Source organism: Streptomyces sp. JNUCC 63, assembly GCF_054366325.1.
On record NZ_CM135963.1, the window covers coordinates 8,371,060 to 8,385,560 of the forward strand.

The 14,501-nt window shown below is 70.9% G+C and carries 11 protein-coding genes and 1 pseudogene; 8 read left to right on the top strand and 4 right to left on the bottom strand.

Features of this window, described 5'->3' with window-relative positions:
* Positions 1 to 26: 26 nt before the first annotated feature.
* The 4 genes from ACX25U_RS39055 to ACX25U_RS39070 are packed head-to-tail and all read left to right on the top strand — an operon-like array spanning position 27 to position 7,177.
* Positions 27 to 2,309 (top strand): plasmid pRiA4b ORF-3 family protein, encoded by a 2,283-nt coding sequence (locus ACX25U_RS39055; RefSeq protein ID WP_454387142.1) that lies wholly within the window; start codon positions 27 to 29, stop codon positions 2,307 to 2,309.
* On the top strand, positions 2,306 to 5,242 hold the full coding sequence (locus tag ACX25U_RS39060) for a DEAD/DEAH box helicase (RefSeq protein ID WP_454387144.1): 2,937 nt from the start codon (positions 2,306 to 2,308) through the stop codon (positions 5,240 to 5,242). The genes ACX25U_RS39055 and ACX25U_RS39060 overlap by 4 nt, the downstream gene beginning before the upstream one ends.
* Positions 5,239 to 6,558 carry an SWIM zinc finger family protein gene (locus ACX25U_RS39065; protein WP_454387146.1) on the top strand — a complete coding sequence of 440 codons (1,320 nt, stop codon included), beginning with the start codon at positions 5,239 to 5,241 and terminating at the stop codon, positions 6,556 to 6,558. Before ACX25U_RS39060 ends, ACX25U_RS39065 begins: the two co-directional genes overlap by 4 nt.
* A 37-nt stretch (positions 6,559 to 6,595) precedes the next feature.
* Positions 6,596 to 7,177, top strand: a complete 582-nt coding sequence (locus ACX25U_RS39070) for a Uma2 family endonuclease (protein WP_454387148.1) — start codon at positions 6,596 to 6,598, stop codon at positions 7,175 to 7,177.
* 206 nt (positions 7,178 to 7,383) lie between these two features.
* Here ACX25U_RS39070 and ACX25U_RS39075 read toward each other — a convergent pair whose 3' ends face one another.
* The gene (locus tag ACX25U_RS39075; RefSeq protein WP_454394708.1) at positions 7,384 to 7,707 is read right to left on the bottom strand and encodes a helix-turn-helix domain-containing protein; all 324 of its coding nucleotides are present in this window, start codon (positions 7,705 to 7,707) and stop codon (positions 7,384 to 7,386) included.
* A gap of 1 nt (position 7,708) precedes the next feature.
* Here ACX25U_RS39075 and ACX25U_RS39080 point away from each other — a divergent pair.
* From ACX25U_RS39080 to ACX25U_RS39095, 4 genes and pseudogenes are all read left to right on the top strand, one after another.
* Positions 7,709 to 8,098, top strand: a pseudogene (locus ACX25U_RS39080) (integrase); the annotation flags it as partial.
* Positions 8,099 to 8,191: 93 nt separating this feature from the next.
* Positions 8,192 to 9,064, top strand: a complete 873-nt coding sequence (locus tag ACX25U_RS39085) for a helix-turn-helix domain-containing protein (protein WP_454387150.1) — start codon at positions 8,192 to 8,194, stop codon at positions 9,062 to 9,064.
* Positions 9,065 to 9,083: 19 nt separating this feature from the next.
* Positions 9,084 to 9,446, top strand: a complete 363-nt coding sequence (locus tag ACX25U_RS39090) for a type II toxin-antitoxin system RelE/ParE family toxin (protein ID WP_454387152.1) — start codon at positions 9,084 to 9,086, stop codon at positions 9,444 to 9,446.
* Positions 9,443 to 9,760: a helix-turn-helix domain-containing protein gene (locus tag ACX25U_RS39095; RefSeq protein WP_454387154.1), complete on the top strand. Its 318-nt coding sequence runs from the start codon at positions 9,443 to 9,445 to the stop codon at positions 9,758 to 9,760. The genes ACX25U_RS39090 and ACX25U_RS39095 overlap by 4 nt, the downstream gene beginning before the upstream one ends.
* A 281-nt stretch (positions 9,761 to 10,041) precedes the next feature.
* Here the strand turns inward: ACX25U_RS39095 and ACX25U_RS39100 are convergent, their stop codons facing one another.
* The 3 genes from ACX25U_RS39100 to ACX25U_RS39110 all read right to left on the bottom strand — a co-directional run bounded on the left by ACX25U_RS39100 (position 10,042) and on the right by ACX25U_RS39110 (position 14,459).
* On the bottom strand, positions 10,042 to 11,139 hold the full coding sequence (locus tag ACX25U_RS39100) for an integrase core domain-containing protein (protein WP_454387156.1): 1,098 nt from the start codon (positions 11,137 to 11,139) through the stop codon (positions 10,042 to 10,044).
* A 294-nt stretch (positions 11,140 to 11,433) separates the two neighbouring features.
* Entirely contained in the window at positions 11,434 to 14,013 is a 2,580-nt protein-coding gene (locus tag ACX25U_RS39105) for a tetratricopeptide repeat protein (protein ID WP_454387158.1), read from the bottom strand.
* Positions 14,014 to 14,042: 29 nt separating this feature from the next.
* Positions 14,043 to 14,459, bottom strand: a complete 417-nt coding sequence (locus tag ACX25U_RS39110) for a hypothetical protein (RefSeq protein ID WP_458633794.1) — start codon at positions 14,457 to 14,459, stop codon at positions 14,043 to 14,045.
* Positions 14,460 to 14,501: the final 42 nt, after the last annotated feature.

A 14,501-nucleotide genomic window follows, 5' to 3' on the forward strand; every position in this document is an offset into this window, starting at 1 on the left:
CTCCGACGAGTGGGAAGCCCTCAGTCATGACCGCCCAGCGCAGCTCCGGGGAGCGCACTGCCTTCGTCCACCAGCTCAAGGTCGCTCTGGTGGGGATGAGACCTCCGGTGTGGCGGCGGCTGGTGGTGCCTTCGGACATCACCCTGGGCTCACTGCACGATGTGATCCAGGTGGCGTTCGGCTGGGAGGACATGCACCTGCACGCCTTCGAGGACCGCTCCGGTGGGCGGTACGCCCCTCCGGAGGACCTCGACATCCCGGTCTTCGACGAGGAGGAGGCCGCCCTCGCGGATGTCCTGCCGGGCACCGGCGACCGCATGGACTACACATACGATTTCGGCGACGACTGGCTGCACCGGATCACGGTGGAGGCGGTGCGCTCTCCCGCGGAGGGCGAGGGGAAGCACGCCGTGTGCGCGGGTGGGCGCAGGGCCATGCCCGACGCGGAGGACCTCGGCGGTGTGTGGGAGCTGGCCGGGCTGCTGGAGCGGTACGCGGACGGGGAGCGGCCGAGCCCCGCGGCCGTCCGGCACGGCGGTGAGGAGTGGGTGGAGTACGACGACGGCCTGCACGACGAGGTGCTGGCGGGCCTGTACGAGGAGGGCTTCGACCCGGCCGCCTTCGACCCCGCCGAGCTCACCGGGGAGCTCGCGCAGGTGCCGCTGCGTCGGGCGGTGGGCACAAAGCGGAAGAGGCACGGCGGGCCGGGCGGGCGCCAGGCTCCGCCGGGGATGTACCGGTGCGAGTGCGGTGGTCTGCACCCGCTGCCCGGAGGCGCGTGGCCGCTCGCCGAAGACGACGAGCCGGACGACGAGGTGTCGCTGTCCGATGTCCTGGGCGCCGTGGGCCTGCGGTTGCCGGCCGTGCGGCTGCCCGGTGAGGCGGAGCTGGCCCGCGCGGTGCACGAGGTGCCCGCCTTCATGGCGGCGGTGCGGCTCGGGCACTGGTGCGGCGGCGGTCGGGAGCTGACCCCGACGGGGGTGCTGCGGCCGAAGCTCGCCCGGCAGGCCGTGGAGGAGGCCGAGCTGTGGCGCGTCGACCCCTACGGGTGGGGTGATGCCGAGGAGCGGGCCGCGCGGCTGGCGAAGGTCCGCAGCGCGGCTGACATGGAGCCGCTGGCTCTGCCCTGGGACTGGGCGCTGAACTGTGGCTTCGTCGAGGTGGAGGGCAACCGGGCGTACGCCGGCGACGAACTGCCGGACCGGGACGACGACGCGGCGCTGCTGGCTGTCTGGCAGGAAGCGGTGGCGGGCGCGGCGGTCGAACTCTCCCTCTCCTTCCCCGCGTTGGACGAGTTGCTGGGCGGGCTGCAGCCGCTGCGGGAGCTGGCCGAGGAAGCCCCGCCGCTGGTGTTCTTGATGCTGATCGCGGCGTACGGGCTGCCCGACGGGGAGTGGCTGGACGTCGACGGCTTCCTCACCGACGGCATGGAAGGGCTGTCCGAAGGCCCGGTCCGGCGGCTGGTCTCGGTGCTCCTCATCGACCAGTACCACGACACCGCCGGGACTCTGGAGCTGTTCGGCGCCGCCGAACGCGAGGGCCACGAACCTCCGCCGGCGGACGCCGTGCTCGCCCTGCTGCTTGACGGGCCCGACGGCGGCACGCGGGGCACGCCGCCCGCCGGCCGCTTCCGGCTCACCGCGCTGGGCCGCTCCGGCCTGCGCGCGCTGCTGGTGGCGGCAGGTGCCCAGGCACCGGTGATCGGCTCGTTCGCCCAGGCGGACGCCCGCGAACTGCTGGCCGTGCTCGGCTCGTATCCCTCCGAGACAGACGTGGCGGCGGAGGTGGCGGGCTGGCTGGCGGCTCGTTCCGCGGTGGACGCGGCTGTCCAGGTGGTGGACGCCTGCGACGGTACGGAGCCGGCCGACGCCCTGCGCCGGCTTCAGGCCCCGCGGGTGCTGGCCGCAGTACTGGAGGCAGAGCGCACCGGGCGGGCGAAGACGGTACTGCGCAAGGCCGCCCTCTCGAAGGTCACCGGCTGTGCTCACGCAGCGGCTTCCATGTTGCGCCGGATCGGCGAGCCTGCCGAGGGAGAGGCCGCGTGGGGCCTGGAGTGGATGCTGGTGGACGGCGCGCTGCCGTTCGCCGGGGCGGGGGAGCAGCTGCTGCGCGAACGGCTGCTGGCAGGCCCCGAGGAGGACAGGCGTCCGCTCGATCAGCTGGCCGAACACGCCGATGACCTGTGGCGGGCCGACCACCCGCACGCCGGCGAGGTGCTCGGCGCGCTGGCCGATGCCGTCAAGCCCGTCGACAAGGCCCTGGCCAAGCGACTGCGGAAGGCCGCGTTCAAGGCGGGGAGCGCCAAGTGAGTCTGCTCGTGAGGGGGACCAGTGCCGAAGCCGCACCGCTCGCCGATCCCGCTGCCACCGCCTGGGCCCGCGAGCACCTCGCCGGCGGCGGTTGGGCGGCCGTGTTCGTCCCTGCCGAGCCGGGACAGCCTGCCCGGCTCGGCCGTCTGATGCTCTACCGGTCCGCCGCCGACGCCCGCCGCGTGCCTGCCCAGGCCGCCGCGCCGGAGGCAGTGGAGCGGGTTCGGCTGGAGCTGGTCCTGCCGCACGGCGCCGGGGTGCGCACCCGCACCGTCGAAGGGTGGGCCCTCGGCCCAGGCGCCGCGCTCGCCCTCCTGCTCGACCTGCCCGGGAGCGGTGTCCATCCGTCGCTCGTCGCATGGGCAGCCGTCGCACGCCTCGCCCTTCGGTTGCTGGGCGAGGAACGCCTGTATCCGGCGCTGACCTCCGACACGTACACCACCTGGCGTTTCGGGCCGCCCGGTGCGAGGGGCAAGCGGGACCTGGACGCGCTGGCCGCCGCCCTGCCGCCGTACGCCCACAACCTTCCCGCGCCCCCGGCGGACGACAAGACCGTACGAATCGCCGAACCGGCCGCTCTGGTACGGGAGTTCTGCGACGCGCTCGCGGATGCCCTGCCGCGCACTCCGGCCGCCGGCCGGGCCGTGCCCGGCAACCCTTACGCCGACCGTGCGACCGCCCTGCATCCGCGCCTGGCCCAGTGGGCGGCCGAAACCGCGGCCGAGCGGACCGCACGGATCAGTGTGGAACTGCGGGTCGATCCCCCGGCCGGGCGGCGCCGCGCCTTCCACGCGGTGCTGCAGCTGCGGACCGCGGCCGATCCGTCCCTGGTCCTGGACGCTGCCGAGTTGTGGGCCGATCCGGTTCGCGCACAGCATCTGCTCGGTCCGCGCGCGGAGGCAGAGGCGCTGCTCGCGCTGCGCCGCGCCGCCCGTGCCTGGCAACCGCTGACCCGCCTGCTCGCCGAGGCCGCCCCCGGCACGCTGCGGCTCGACGACGAGGAGGCCATGGAGTTGCTGGGGGACGCCACCGACGCGCTGCGATCGGCGGGCGTGCGGGTGCACTGGCCGCGTGAGCTGGTCAAGTCCCTCGAAGCGCGGGCAGAGATCGGGGCGGCCACCGCACCCGGCGCGACCGTGGACACCCTGCTGGGCCGCGACGCCCTGCTCGACTTCTCCTGGCATGTCGCGCTCGGCGGCGAGAAGCTCACCGAGGCCGAGCTCGACCAACTCGCCGAGGCCCGCCGCCCGCTGGTCAAGCTGCGCGACCAGTGGGTGGTCGCCGATCCGAAGCTGGTGGCCCGCCTCAAGCGGCGGCGCGGCCGCGAACTCGCCCCGCTGGACGCACTCCAGGCGGTGCTGACCGGAGAAGTGGAATGGGACGGTGAGCGCGTCGCGGTGGAGGCGGCCGGTGCCTTCGGCGAGCTGGTCGCCCGGCTGCGCGCCCCCGAGGGCCGCGCCACCGTCCGGGCACCGGAGGGTCTGACCGCCACCCTGCGCGGCTATCAGCAGCGGGGCCTGGCCTGGCTGGCGGACATGACCCGCCTGGCCCTCGGCGGCGTCCTCGCCGACGACATGGGCCTCGGCAAGACCGTCACGCTGCTCGCCCTCCACCTGCACCGCCAGGAGCAGCCCGACACCGCGGGTCCCACCCTCGTGGTCTGCCCGGCCTCGCTGCTCGGCAACTGGCAGCGCGAGGCCGCCCGCTTCGCCCCCGCCGTGCCGGTACGCCGCTACCACGGCGGCGAGCGCACCCTGGACCACCTCGCCGGGAACGAACTCGTCCTGGTCACCTACGGTGTGCTGCGTCGCGACCGGGAGCGGCTCGCCGCCGTGAAGTGGTCGCTCGTCGCCGCCGACGAGGCCCAGCACGTCAAGAACCCGTACGCCACCACCGCCCGCGAACTGCGCGCCCTGCCCGCCCGCGCCCGCGTCGCGCTCACCGGCACCCCGGTGGAGAACAACCTCTCCGAGCTGTGGGCCCTGCTCGACTGGACCACACCCGGCCTGCTCGGCCCGCTGTCCGCCTTCCGTGACCGTTTCGCCAGAGCCATCGAGCGCGGCGCGCTGGGCATGGACGACGACGCGGAGACCGCCGAACAGGCCCGGCAGGCCGCCGAGCAACTCACCCGTCTCACCCGCCCGTTCCTGCTGCGCCGCCGCAAGTCCGACCCAGGGATCGCCCCCGAGTTGCCGGCCAAGACCGAGACCGACCACCCCGTCGCCCTCACCCGTGAGCAGGCCGCCCTGTACGAGGCGCAGGTGCGCGAGGCCATGGCCCGGATCGAGAAGGCGGACGGCATCGCCCGCCGCGGCCTGGTACTCAAACTCCTCACCGCGCTCAAACAGATCTGCAACCACCCCGCCCACTACCTGAGCGAGACCGGCCCGCTGCCCGGCCGCTCCGGCAAGCTGGAACTCCTCGACGAACTGCTCGACACGGTGGTCGCCGAAGGCGAGGGCGCCCTGGTCTTCACCCAGTACACGCAGATGGGCAAGCTCCTTCAGCGGCACTTCGCCGACCGCGGCGTCCGCGCCCGCTACCTGCACGGCGCCACCGCCGTCCCTCGGCGCGAAGAGATGGTCGCCGCCTTCCAACAGGGCGAGTTCCCCGTCTTCCTGCTCTCCCTGAAGGCCGCCGGCACCGGCCTCAACCTCACCCGCGCCACCCACGTGATCCACTACGACCGCTGGTGGAACCCCGCCGTCGAGGACCAGGCCACCGACCGTGCCTACCGCATCGGCCAGGACCGCCCCGTCCAGGTCCACCGGCTCACCACGCAGGGCACGGTCGAGGACAGGGTCGCCCGCCTGCTCGGCGCCAAGCGCGCCCTCGCGGACCAGGTCATCGCCTCCGGTGAGGCCGCCCTGACCGAACTCTCCGACGCCGACCTCGCTGAACTCGTCGCACTCTCCAAGGAGTTCGAGGCATGACCCCCGCCCGCAAGGCACCCCGTACCGGCAGTCGCGCCTTCGCCGCCACCTGGTGGGGGCAGGCCTGGGTGGACGCTCTGGAGGCCTCCACCCTCGACTCCGGCCGCCTCTCCCGCGGCCGCACCTACGCCCGCAAGGGCATGGTCGGCCCGGTCACCGTCACCCCCGGTGTGCTGCGCGCCGAGGTCGAGGGCAGCGCCCCCTGGCCGTACGACGCCGCGGTGCACCTGCGCGTCCTGACCGACGCCCAGTGGGACACCCTCCTCGACGCCATCGCCGCCCGGGCCGGCCGCACCGCCGCCCTCCTCGACGGCGAGATGCCCGCCGACCTCGTCGACGACGCCCGCACCGCCGGCGTTCCCCTGCTGCCGGAGGCGAGCGAACTCGACCCCGAGTGCTCCTGCCCCGACTGGGGCTATCCCTGCAAGCACGCCGCCGCCCTGTGCTACGCCACCGCCGCCCACCTCGACGACGACCCCTTCTGGCTCTTCACCCTCCGCGGCCGCACCAAGGACGTCGTCCTCGCCGCGCTGCGCACCCGCCGCCAGGCCCGCACAGGCGCCGCGCCAGAAACCGGCGGCACACCCCGCGGCCGGGGCGTGCCCGCCCGCGACGCGTTCGCCTCCTTCAGCGGCGTCTTCACCCCGCCCGCCCGGGAGGTCGAGGGAGCCGAGGGTGCGCCCGCCGACCCCGGGTCGGCACCCGAGCCCGAGCCGACGCCCTCCCCCCTCACGACCACGCCCCCGCCCGACGTCCCCTTCACCCTCGACGACCTCGAAACCCTCACCCGGGACACCGCTCAGCGCGCCCGTGCCCTTGCCGCCGGGCACACCGCCTCCCTCACCTGCACCCCACTCGACGACGCCGTACGCCTCGCCGCGAGCGGTGTCGGCGAGCACTGGTTCCACCAGCTCGTACGCGCCACCGGCCTGCCTCCGCTCGACTTCGCCCTCCTGGTCCGCGCTCAGCGCCACGGCGGCCCCGCCGGCGTCGCCGTCGCCCGCGCGCCCCTCACCCCCGACGCCGCTGCCATGGCCGCCGCCCGCACCGCCCTCTGCGACCCCGACAACCCCGACAACGCCGACAACACAGAGACCGAGGACGACACCGCGGGCACCGTGCGGGTACGCGTCTGGCGCAACCGTCTCACCGCCGATGACGAGGGCATCCAGATCCGCCTCGGCCCCGACAACCGATGGCATCCCTACACCCGCGAAGGCCGCGGCTCCACCACCCGATGGTGGCCCTGCGCCCCCGCCACGGCCGACCCCGTCGCCGCCCTCGTCGCAGCCCGTACCGCCGCCACGCGGAACTGACGGATTAAGCTGGCCGGGGCGCCCGAAGGAGGACACGATGACGACCGCATGGGACGCGCTCCCGCCCTGGATGCTGCCGCCTCGGCCGAGTGGTTGGGAGGCCGACGACCTCGACAACGCACCCGACCTCCCACGACACACCGAGCTGATCGATGGAGCGCTGATCTTCATGATGTCCCCGCAGCGGTCCTGGCACGCCCGCGTCGTCACCCGGCTTACGACCGCACTGGACGATCAAGCTCCCGAGGGATTCGTGATCGATCGGGAGATGACGGTCAAGCTGAACGAGAAGAACCGGCCCGAGCCTGACGTCCTCGCTGTCACGGTCCCATACGAACCGAACCGTACGTGCTACCTCTCCGACCAGGTCGCCCTCGCCGTCGAAGTCGTCTCAGACGAGTCCGCCGACCGCGACCGGTCGCTGAAGCCGTTCAAGTACGCGCAGGCGGGTATTCGGCACTACTGGCGTGTCGAGGAGGAAAACGGCCTCCCCGTCATCCACACGTACGAGCTGGACGACACCACCCGCGCCTACGTAGCCACCGGCATTAGCCGCGATCGCATGAAGACCGCGGTCCCTTTCGACATCGACATCGACTTGCCCCGTCTCGTCCGCTGACCACAATGCCGTTTAGCCCTGGGTATTCAGCGGAGTTGGGCTTCTGACGCCCGCGCCTCTGAGGCAGTCCGGGATCACCCTCCGCGAGCGTTCCCCAAGATCTGTGCCAGAAATGTTGACACACCCTGCCCTGGTGACAGGTCGCTGGAGTAGGTGTACGCGGAGCTTCAGCGGGCGCGACGTGGGCGCCACCGCTGGCAGGTGCATCAGATGATGTGATCGGCGTGGAGAGCCAGCCAGGCGATGACTCGGTCCTCGGTGGTGGTGACCGACAGACCGGTGAGCTCCTCGACCCGGGCCATGCGCTGGCGCAACGTGTGCCGGTGGATTCCGAGCTCCGACGAAGCAGCCTCCCAGTTGTTGTTCTCGCTGAGGAAGACCCGCAGGGAGCGGAGCGTAGGGAGGGGAGTTGGGGTCTCTTGCCACGTGTGGATGGCTGCGGGTGCCGAAAACCCCCGTCCATGGCCTGCGACGTGCAGGTTCTCGTGAACCGCCGTTGGCCGCAGGACGGGTGTGTCAGGCTGACCAATCGTGCTGCTGCGACTGCCCTACCTCGCCGTGTCGAGCGTGTTCGCCTTCATCCGGCTGCTGCCGATGAGCGATGTCGACAAGGACATCGAGATATTGACGCTGCGCCACCAACTGGCGGTCCTGCAGCGGCAGATCGACAGGCCCCGGGTCACCCCGGCGGACCGTGCTCTCCTTGCCGCACTCCTCCACCGGTTGCCTCGCGCCCGGCTGCGGCAGCTCCACCTGATCGTCTCCCCTGCGACGATCCTCCGGTGGCACCGCGACCTCATGCGCCGTCGCCACGCCGATGTCTCCCGACGTAAGCGTCCCGGCAGACCGCCCACCCGTCGCTCTATCCAGGCTCTCGTCCTGCGCCTGGCCCGGGAGAACGGCGGGTGGGGCTACAGACGGTGCGGGTGCCGAAAACCCCGTCCATGGCCTGCGACGTGCAGGTTCTCGTGAACCGCCGTTGGCCGCAGGACGGGTGTGTCAGGCTGACCAATCGTGCTGCTGCGACTGCCCTACCTCGCCGTGTCGAGCGTGTTCGCCTTCATCCGGCTGCTGCCGATGAGCGATGTCGACAAGGACATCGAGATATTGACGCTGCGCCACCAACTGGCGGTCCTGCAGCGGCAGACCGACAGGCCCCGGGTCACCCCGGCGGACCGTGCTCTCCTTGCCGCACTCCTCCACCGGTTGCCTCGCGCCCGGCTGCGGCAGCTCTACCTGATCGTCTCCCCTGCGACGATCCTCCGGTGGCACCGCGACCTCATGCGCCGTCGCCACGCCGATGTCTCCTGGCGTAAGCGTCCCGGCAGACCGCCCACCCGTCGCTCTATCCAGGCTCTCGTCCTGCGCCTGGCCCGGGAGAACGGCGGATGGGGCTACAGACGGATCCATGGCGAGCTCGCCGTGCCGGGCATCAAGGTCGCGCCCTCGACCGTGTGGGAGATTCTGCGCACGCATGGGATCCAGCCCGCACCCGAGCGCGACCGCCAGACCTGGGCTGCCTTCCTGCGCGGCCAGGCCCACGCGATCCTGGCCTGCGACTTCTTCACCGCCACCACCCTGAGCGGCGCGACCGTGTACGTCTTCGCCGTCATCGAGCACGCCGACCGCCGCATCCGCATCCTTGGTGCGACGGTGTGCGTGCCGACAATCGCATCCGTGTTGGTCAGGGGCATGTTGGTGGTCGCGGGTGAGGTCGTCGAGGCGGTTGCGGCGGTGTATGCCGCGGCAGGTGACTTGCTCGAGTTTGAGATCGGGGGTCGTGGAGCGCGCTTGGCGGCGGTCAGGAGGGGTCGGCGGGTGGCCCTGGTTGTAGTGGATCTCGTGATCATGCACGGGGTGTCCGCGGTGCATAGCACCGCGGTATAGCCATTGCTATACTCGGGGCGTGGATGGCGAGTGGGAGATCTTCATCGTCGACGAGGTGCGCGAGTGGATCGACAGCCTCGACGATGCGGCGCATGCGCGGGTCGTCCAGGCCCTGGACGCGCTGGCCGAGGGAGGCCCCGGGCTGGGGCGCCCACTCGTGGACACCATCTATGGTTCCTCGATGGCGAACCTGAAGGAGCTGCGCCCGGGGACGGTGCGGATCCTGTTCGCGTTCGACCCCTGGCGCTCCAGCATCCTCCTGGTGGCGGGGGACAAGGCGGGGCGGTGGACGGAGTGGTACCGGGAGGCGATTCCGCTCGCTGAGCAGCGCTACGAGACCTACGTGAAGGAACGCTCCGAAGAGGAAGGAGGAGGCTCATGAGCGGCTACGTGCGGTGGCGGGACATCCGCTCCGAGCATGTCGCCCGCGCCGGCGGTGAGGAGGCTGTGCGGGCGGGCAAGGAGGAGCTCCTGGCCGAGGTGACCGGGCGACGCTTGGCAGAGCTGCGCCGGGCCCGGGGGCTGACGCAGCAGCAGGTGGCCGAACGGATGGGGGTGACCAAGGGGCGTGTTTCGCAGATCGAGCGGGGGAACATCTCCGGCCAGGACGTGCTCGCGCGCTTTGCGGCGGCTCTGGGGGGGCGTCTGCACCAGGCGATCTACTTCGACGACGGGGATATCGCCGCCATCGCGTGAGCGGAGTGCTTGCCGATAACCTCATCCGCCCAGGTGGGAGCTGGCGTGCGGCTAGGGATGTCGACTGCCGCTGGTCTCTCCGGAGACCGGCAAGGGCCGGTGAAGCAGGAACCCTGTCCTTGCCGAAAACCTCATCCGTGCCGGTGGGAGGAGGTGGACGGCCTTCGCGATCGACGCCCACTCCAGGACGCTTCTTGCGCTGAAGCCGATCAGCCCGGCAACGTGATCGCCCATGCTGCTGCGACTGGCCTTGCCCTTGCCGAAAATCTCGCCCATGCAGGTCAGGCCGCATGGTGGTACTCGTGGAGGGTGCCGCCGAGGCGATCGCGGCGGCGTATGTCGAGGCGGGCGATCTCGTCCGGATCAGTGATCGGCGTGGGCAATGGATACAGCGGGCGGGCATTCGCGATGCCCTGATGCGGCCGGTGGGAGTTGTAGAACTGTTCGAACGCGCGCAAGGCGTGGAGCAGATGCCGCTGATTCCAGATCAACGTGCGGTCCAGCAGCTCGCCCCGGCAGCTCTGCACCCACCGCTCCATAATCGAGTTCATTCTCGGCATCCGGACGCCGCTGAGCACCACCTGGATGCCCGCGTCGTTCAGGACAGTGTCGAAGAGCTCGGGGAACTTGCCGTCCCGGTCCCGGATGAGGTAACGCACCCGGCACCCAACGTCCTCCAGGTCCATGACGAGATTCCTCGCGGCCTGAGCCACCCAGGACGCGGTCGGATGCGCCGTGGCGCCCAGGACATGGATCCGGCGGTTGGCATGCTCGATCGCGGCGAACACGTACAAGCGGGCCCCGGACAGGGTGACGGTTTCGAAAAAGTCGCAGGCCAGCAGGGCGTCGGCCTGGGAGCGCAGGAAGCCAGCCCAGGTACTGGAAGCTCGTTGGGGTGCCGGTTCGATCCCGGCCTCCTTCAAGATCTCCCATACCGTGGACGCGGCCACCTTCACCCCGAGCACGAGTAGTTCGCCATGCACCCTCCGGTAGCCCCAGTTGGGATTCTCCCTGGTCAGGCGCAGGACCAGCACGCGGATCGAGCGCACGGTGCGCGGCCGGCCGCCGCGCTTGGGCCGGGACCGTGCGGCGTGTCGGCGGACGATCAGGTCGCGGTGCCAGCGCAGGACCGTGTCCGGCCGGACCAGCAGTCGCACCCGGCGCAGCACTTCCCTTGGCAGACCGTGGAGCAGCGACGCCAGGAACGCCCGGTCGCCGGCGTCGAACCGGACCCGCTGCCCGTCCAGATGCCGCTCCAGGACGGCAATCTGATGACGCAGGGCCAGGATCTCGACATCCTTCTCCCGGTCGCTCATCGGCAGCAGTCGCAGCATCGCGAAGGCGTTCGTCATACCCAGGTACACCAGTCTCAACAGCACGGCCGATCATCATGCCGCCTCCACCGTCCCCCGAGCGAGAGCGCCGACGCGGGTGACCACGGTCGGCGCCGAAACCCACTCCCACCTGCATGGATGAGGTTATCGGCAGGGGCAAGGCCGCGGCCTTGCGCGGAGTCGACCGAGCGCTTCGCCCGACAGCCGACACCACCCGAGATACCCGGCCAGGTCTGGATCAACGACCCAGCCAAACGAGCGCAACTCGAACCACAAAGCTCATAGCGATGTAAACGTCTCATTTGACTTGACAACTACCGTTGTAGCGTTCTTACCGGGTCACCAGTCCTGCTGCGTGTTCACGCGGCTCTGGAGTTGCACGGTCAGCTCGTGGTCCTCGCCCAACACACGTTGGGCGTCGGCCAGGGCCTCCCTGTAGTACGCGAGCGCGCTGTCGAAGTCGCCGGCTCTCCGATAGGCGCCGCCGAGGGTGCCCCGGGAGGTGATTGAATGCGGATGATCGCGGCCCAGGACGTGGACGCGATCCTGAAGGACCGCGTGCAGGAGGGGGATCGCCGTGTCCAGGTCGCCGGCTTCCGCGAGGGCGCAGGCGAGGTTGTTGCGCGCCATCAGCGTGTCGGGGTTGTTCGAGCCCAGGACCCTTGTGCGGTCGCGAAGGACTTCCTCGTACAGGGCTATGGCCTTATCCGTGGCTCCAACCGCGTGGTAGCAGCTGGCGAGATTGTTGAGGGAGGTCAGAATGTCCGGGTGGTCAGTGCTCAGGACGCGCCGCCGGTCGGCGAGGACCGCTTCGGCCAGCGGGATCGCCCGCTCCCCGTCGCCGGCGTCCTGATACATGAGGGCGAGGTCGCTGCGGGAGGTCAAAGTGTCCGGGTGGTCCGGCCCCAGCACCCGTGCGCGGTCGTCGGCCGTCTTCTTGTACAGCTCCGTCGCCCGCTCCAGGTCGCCCAGTGACCTATAGGATGACGCCAGGTTGTTGCCGGTGCTGAGGGTCTGCGGGTGGTCCGGGCCGAGCACCCGTTTCATGTCCTCGATGAGTTCGGTGTACAGCAAGATCGCCAGGTCCGGTTGGCCTGCCTCGCCATGCGCGTACGCGAGGTTGTTGCGCGCGGTCAGCGTTTTCGGGTGATCTCGGCCCCGAACGTCCTCGTGATCGGCCAGGACCTTGATGTACAGCGGGATCGCCAGGTCCGGCCGGCCCGCCGAATCGAAGGCGTGGGCCAGGTTGTTGCGCGCCAGCAGGGTGCACGGGTGGTTACGGCCGAACACCCGCTCGGAGTCGTCAAGCGCCTGGCCGAGCTGCTCGATCGCCAGGTCGATTCTGCCCGCTGTCTCGTAGGCGCTGGCGAGGCAGACCCGGGACGTGTGGGTCTCCGGGTGGTCCGGGCCCAGCACGTCTCGGCGATCGGCGAAGGCCGTCTCGAATAGCGGGATTGCGTGCGCCAGGTCCCCGGACTCCTCGTAGGCCGAGGCGAGTGCGACGCGCATGGTCAGGGTTAAAGGATGCTTCGGTCCGAAGTCCCGTGCGCGGGCTTGCAGGGCGTGCACCAGGTAGGGTACCGCGCGGTGCTGCTGGCTCTGCTGGATCAGGTAGATGGCCGTGTTCATGAACAGGGCGTCCGCGAGAGGGAACGGATCCTCGTCGGCCGATTCCGCGAACAGTGCGTCGATGTGGGGCAGCAGCAGGCGCCAGGTGGCCGTGTCCGCCAGGGCATCCTCTGCGGGGAAGGCGGCGGACAGCAGTGCGACGGCGTTGGTCCACCCTTCGCGGACGGCCTCGGGGCTGCGATGCGGGTTCCCGGCTTCCGGCGTGCGGGTGACGGCCTGTACGAGGCGGTGCACCGAGATCCGGGCGCCGGCAGGGTCCCCGTCGTCGTTCTTCAGGGTGATCATGCTATAGGCGTTCAGTCGACCGACGGCGCGGTTCGCCGCGGCCTGGTCGGGCATCGGGTCCAGCAGGCGTCGCGGGATCCCGGTCGGCGCGAGCCATGCCAGAGCCTGCAGGAGTTCCACCGCGACCGGTTCCTGCTCGGCCAGACGGTCCAGCGTCACCGACCAGACTGCGGAAACGGTTCGGTCCCGGGCCGTGCCGTTCGCGGCGTCGCGCAGCGTGTTGGCGCGGTCGTTGGCCAGTAGATTGAGATATTTGCGGGCCTCGGTGCCGGTCTCCTCCAGATAGGCGCCGGCCTGATCCAGAGCCAGCGGCAGGTGTCCCAGCGCACGGCACAGCTCCTCGGCTGCGGCGTCGTCGAGCTCGGCACCTGCCCCGCGCAGCACTTCTGCGGCCGCCTCCGGCGCCAGCGTGCCCACGGCCAAGGTTTGGATTCCGCGCCAGCCGGTCGCCAGCCTTGTGGTGATCAGGAACCGGCCCTCGGGCAGTCGGGCCAGCAGGGGGGTGATGTGGCTTCGGTCGTTGACGTTGTCCAGGATCAGCAGCCACCCGCGATGCGCGCCCAGCCAGGCCGTGGCCCAAGCGGCCGCCAATGGCGGGGCGGTCTCCGCCCAGCGCGCGTCAAGCCGGGCGGCGAGACCCGCGAGGCCAGCCTCGATCTCGTCCGGGTTCTCCGCGCTCAGCCAGTGGATCAGGGCGTGGTCGCCCCGGTGGACGTCGGCGTAGTGGTTGGCCAGCGTCGACTTGCCCACGCCACCGAGCCCGGTCAGCGCCCTGACGATCAGGCCCGGGCCCGCAGCCTCCGACAGCGCCGCGTGTAGCTCGGCGATCTCCGCCTCACGTCCCACAACCGGCACCCCTGCCACGTGAGCCGGGGACAGCGAGACCAGCAGCGACGGAAACCCGGTGTCGACGGGGCTCGGTGGCGGCCCGTCGAAGATCACCAGAACGTTGGTGGCGTCGTCCCCGGTGGAGATAATGCCGTAGTTGTCTGCTCCGAGGGTCACGGCGCGAGCCGCGGCTCCCTCCGACTCGGTCATCCAGGGTTCGCGATGCTGTTGCGGCTGTTGTCTCCCAGCGACACGATGCCGTGGTTGGTCGTCATCCGCACCGACCGGTCCCCGGAGACCGTCGCTGGGCCGACGCCCGACTCGGCGAGCAGCGCAGCCAGGTCGCCGGCCAGACCATCCTCGCGACCGAGGGCCTTCTCGACCTTGGCTCGCAGTACGGCTGTGTAGTCCTCGTCCTCCGGATCGTCGGCAACTGCCAGGACCGCTCTGGAGATCTGCGCGTCGGAGTCGGGATTTCGCCGCAGCCGCTCCAGCAGCCGCCGCCCCAGTCGTACTGTGGCCTGTTCCGCAGCTACCTCGCCCTGGCCGAGAACGTTCCGACCGTAGGTCGCCGCAGCGGCGCTCACGGCCGCGACCACTCCGTCAATCATCGAGCTGTCCATCGAACCCCCCAATGGCCTCGGACACCGGCAGCACGCCGTGGT

Bases quoted from the DNA above. Each gene is read 5' to 3' on its own strand.
- ACX25U_RS39055 (WP_454387142.1), top strand. From the start codon at position 27: ATGACCGCCCAGCGCAGCTCCGGGGAGCGCACTGCCTTCGTCCACCAG.
- ACX25U_RS39065 (WP_454387146.1), top strand. From the start codon at position 5,239: ATGACCCCCGCCCGCAAGGCACCCCGTACCGGCAGTCGCGCCTTCGCC.
- ACX25U_RS39070 (WP_454387148.1), top strand. From the start codon at position 6,596: ATGACGACCGCATGGGACGCGCTCCCGCCCTGGATGCTGCCGCCTCGG.
- ACX25U_RS39095 (WP_454387154.1), top strand. From the start codon at position 9,443: ATGAGCGGCTACGTGCGGTGGCGGGACATCCGCTCCGAGCATGTCGCC.
- ACX25U_RS39110 (WP_458633794.1), bottom strand. From the start codon at position 14,459: ATGGACAGCTCGATGATTGACGGAGTGGTCGCGGCCGTGAGCGCCGCT.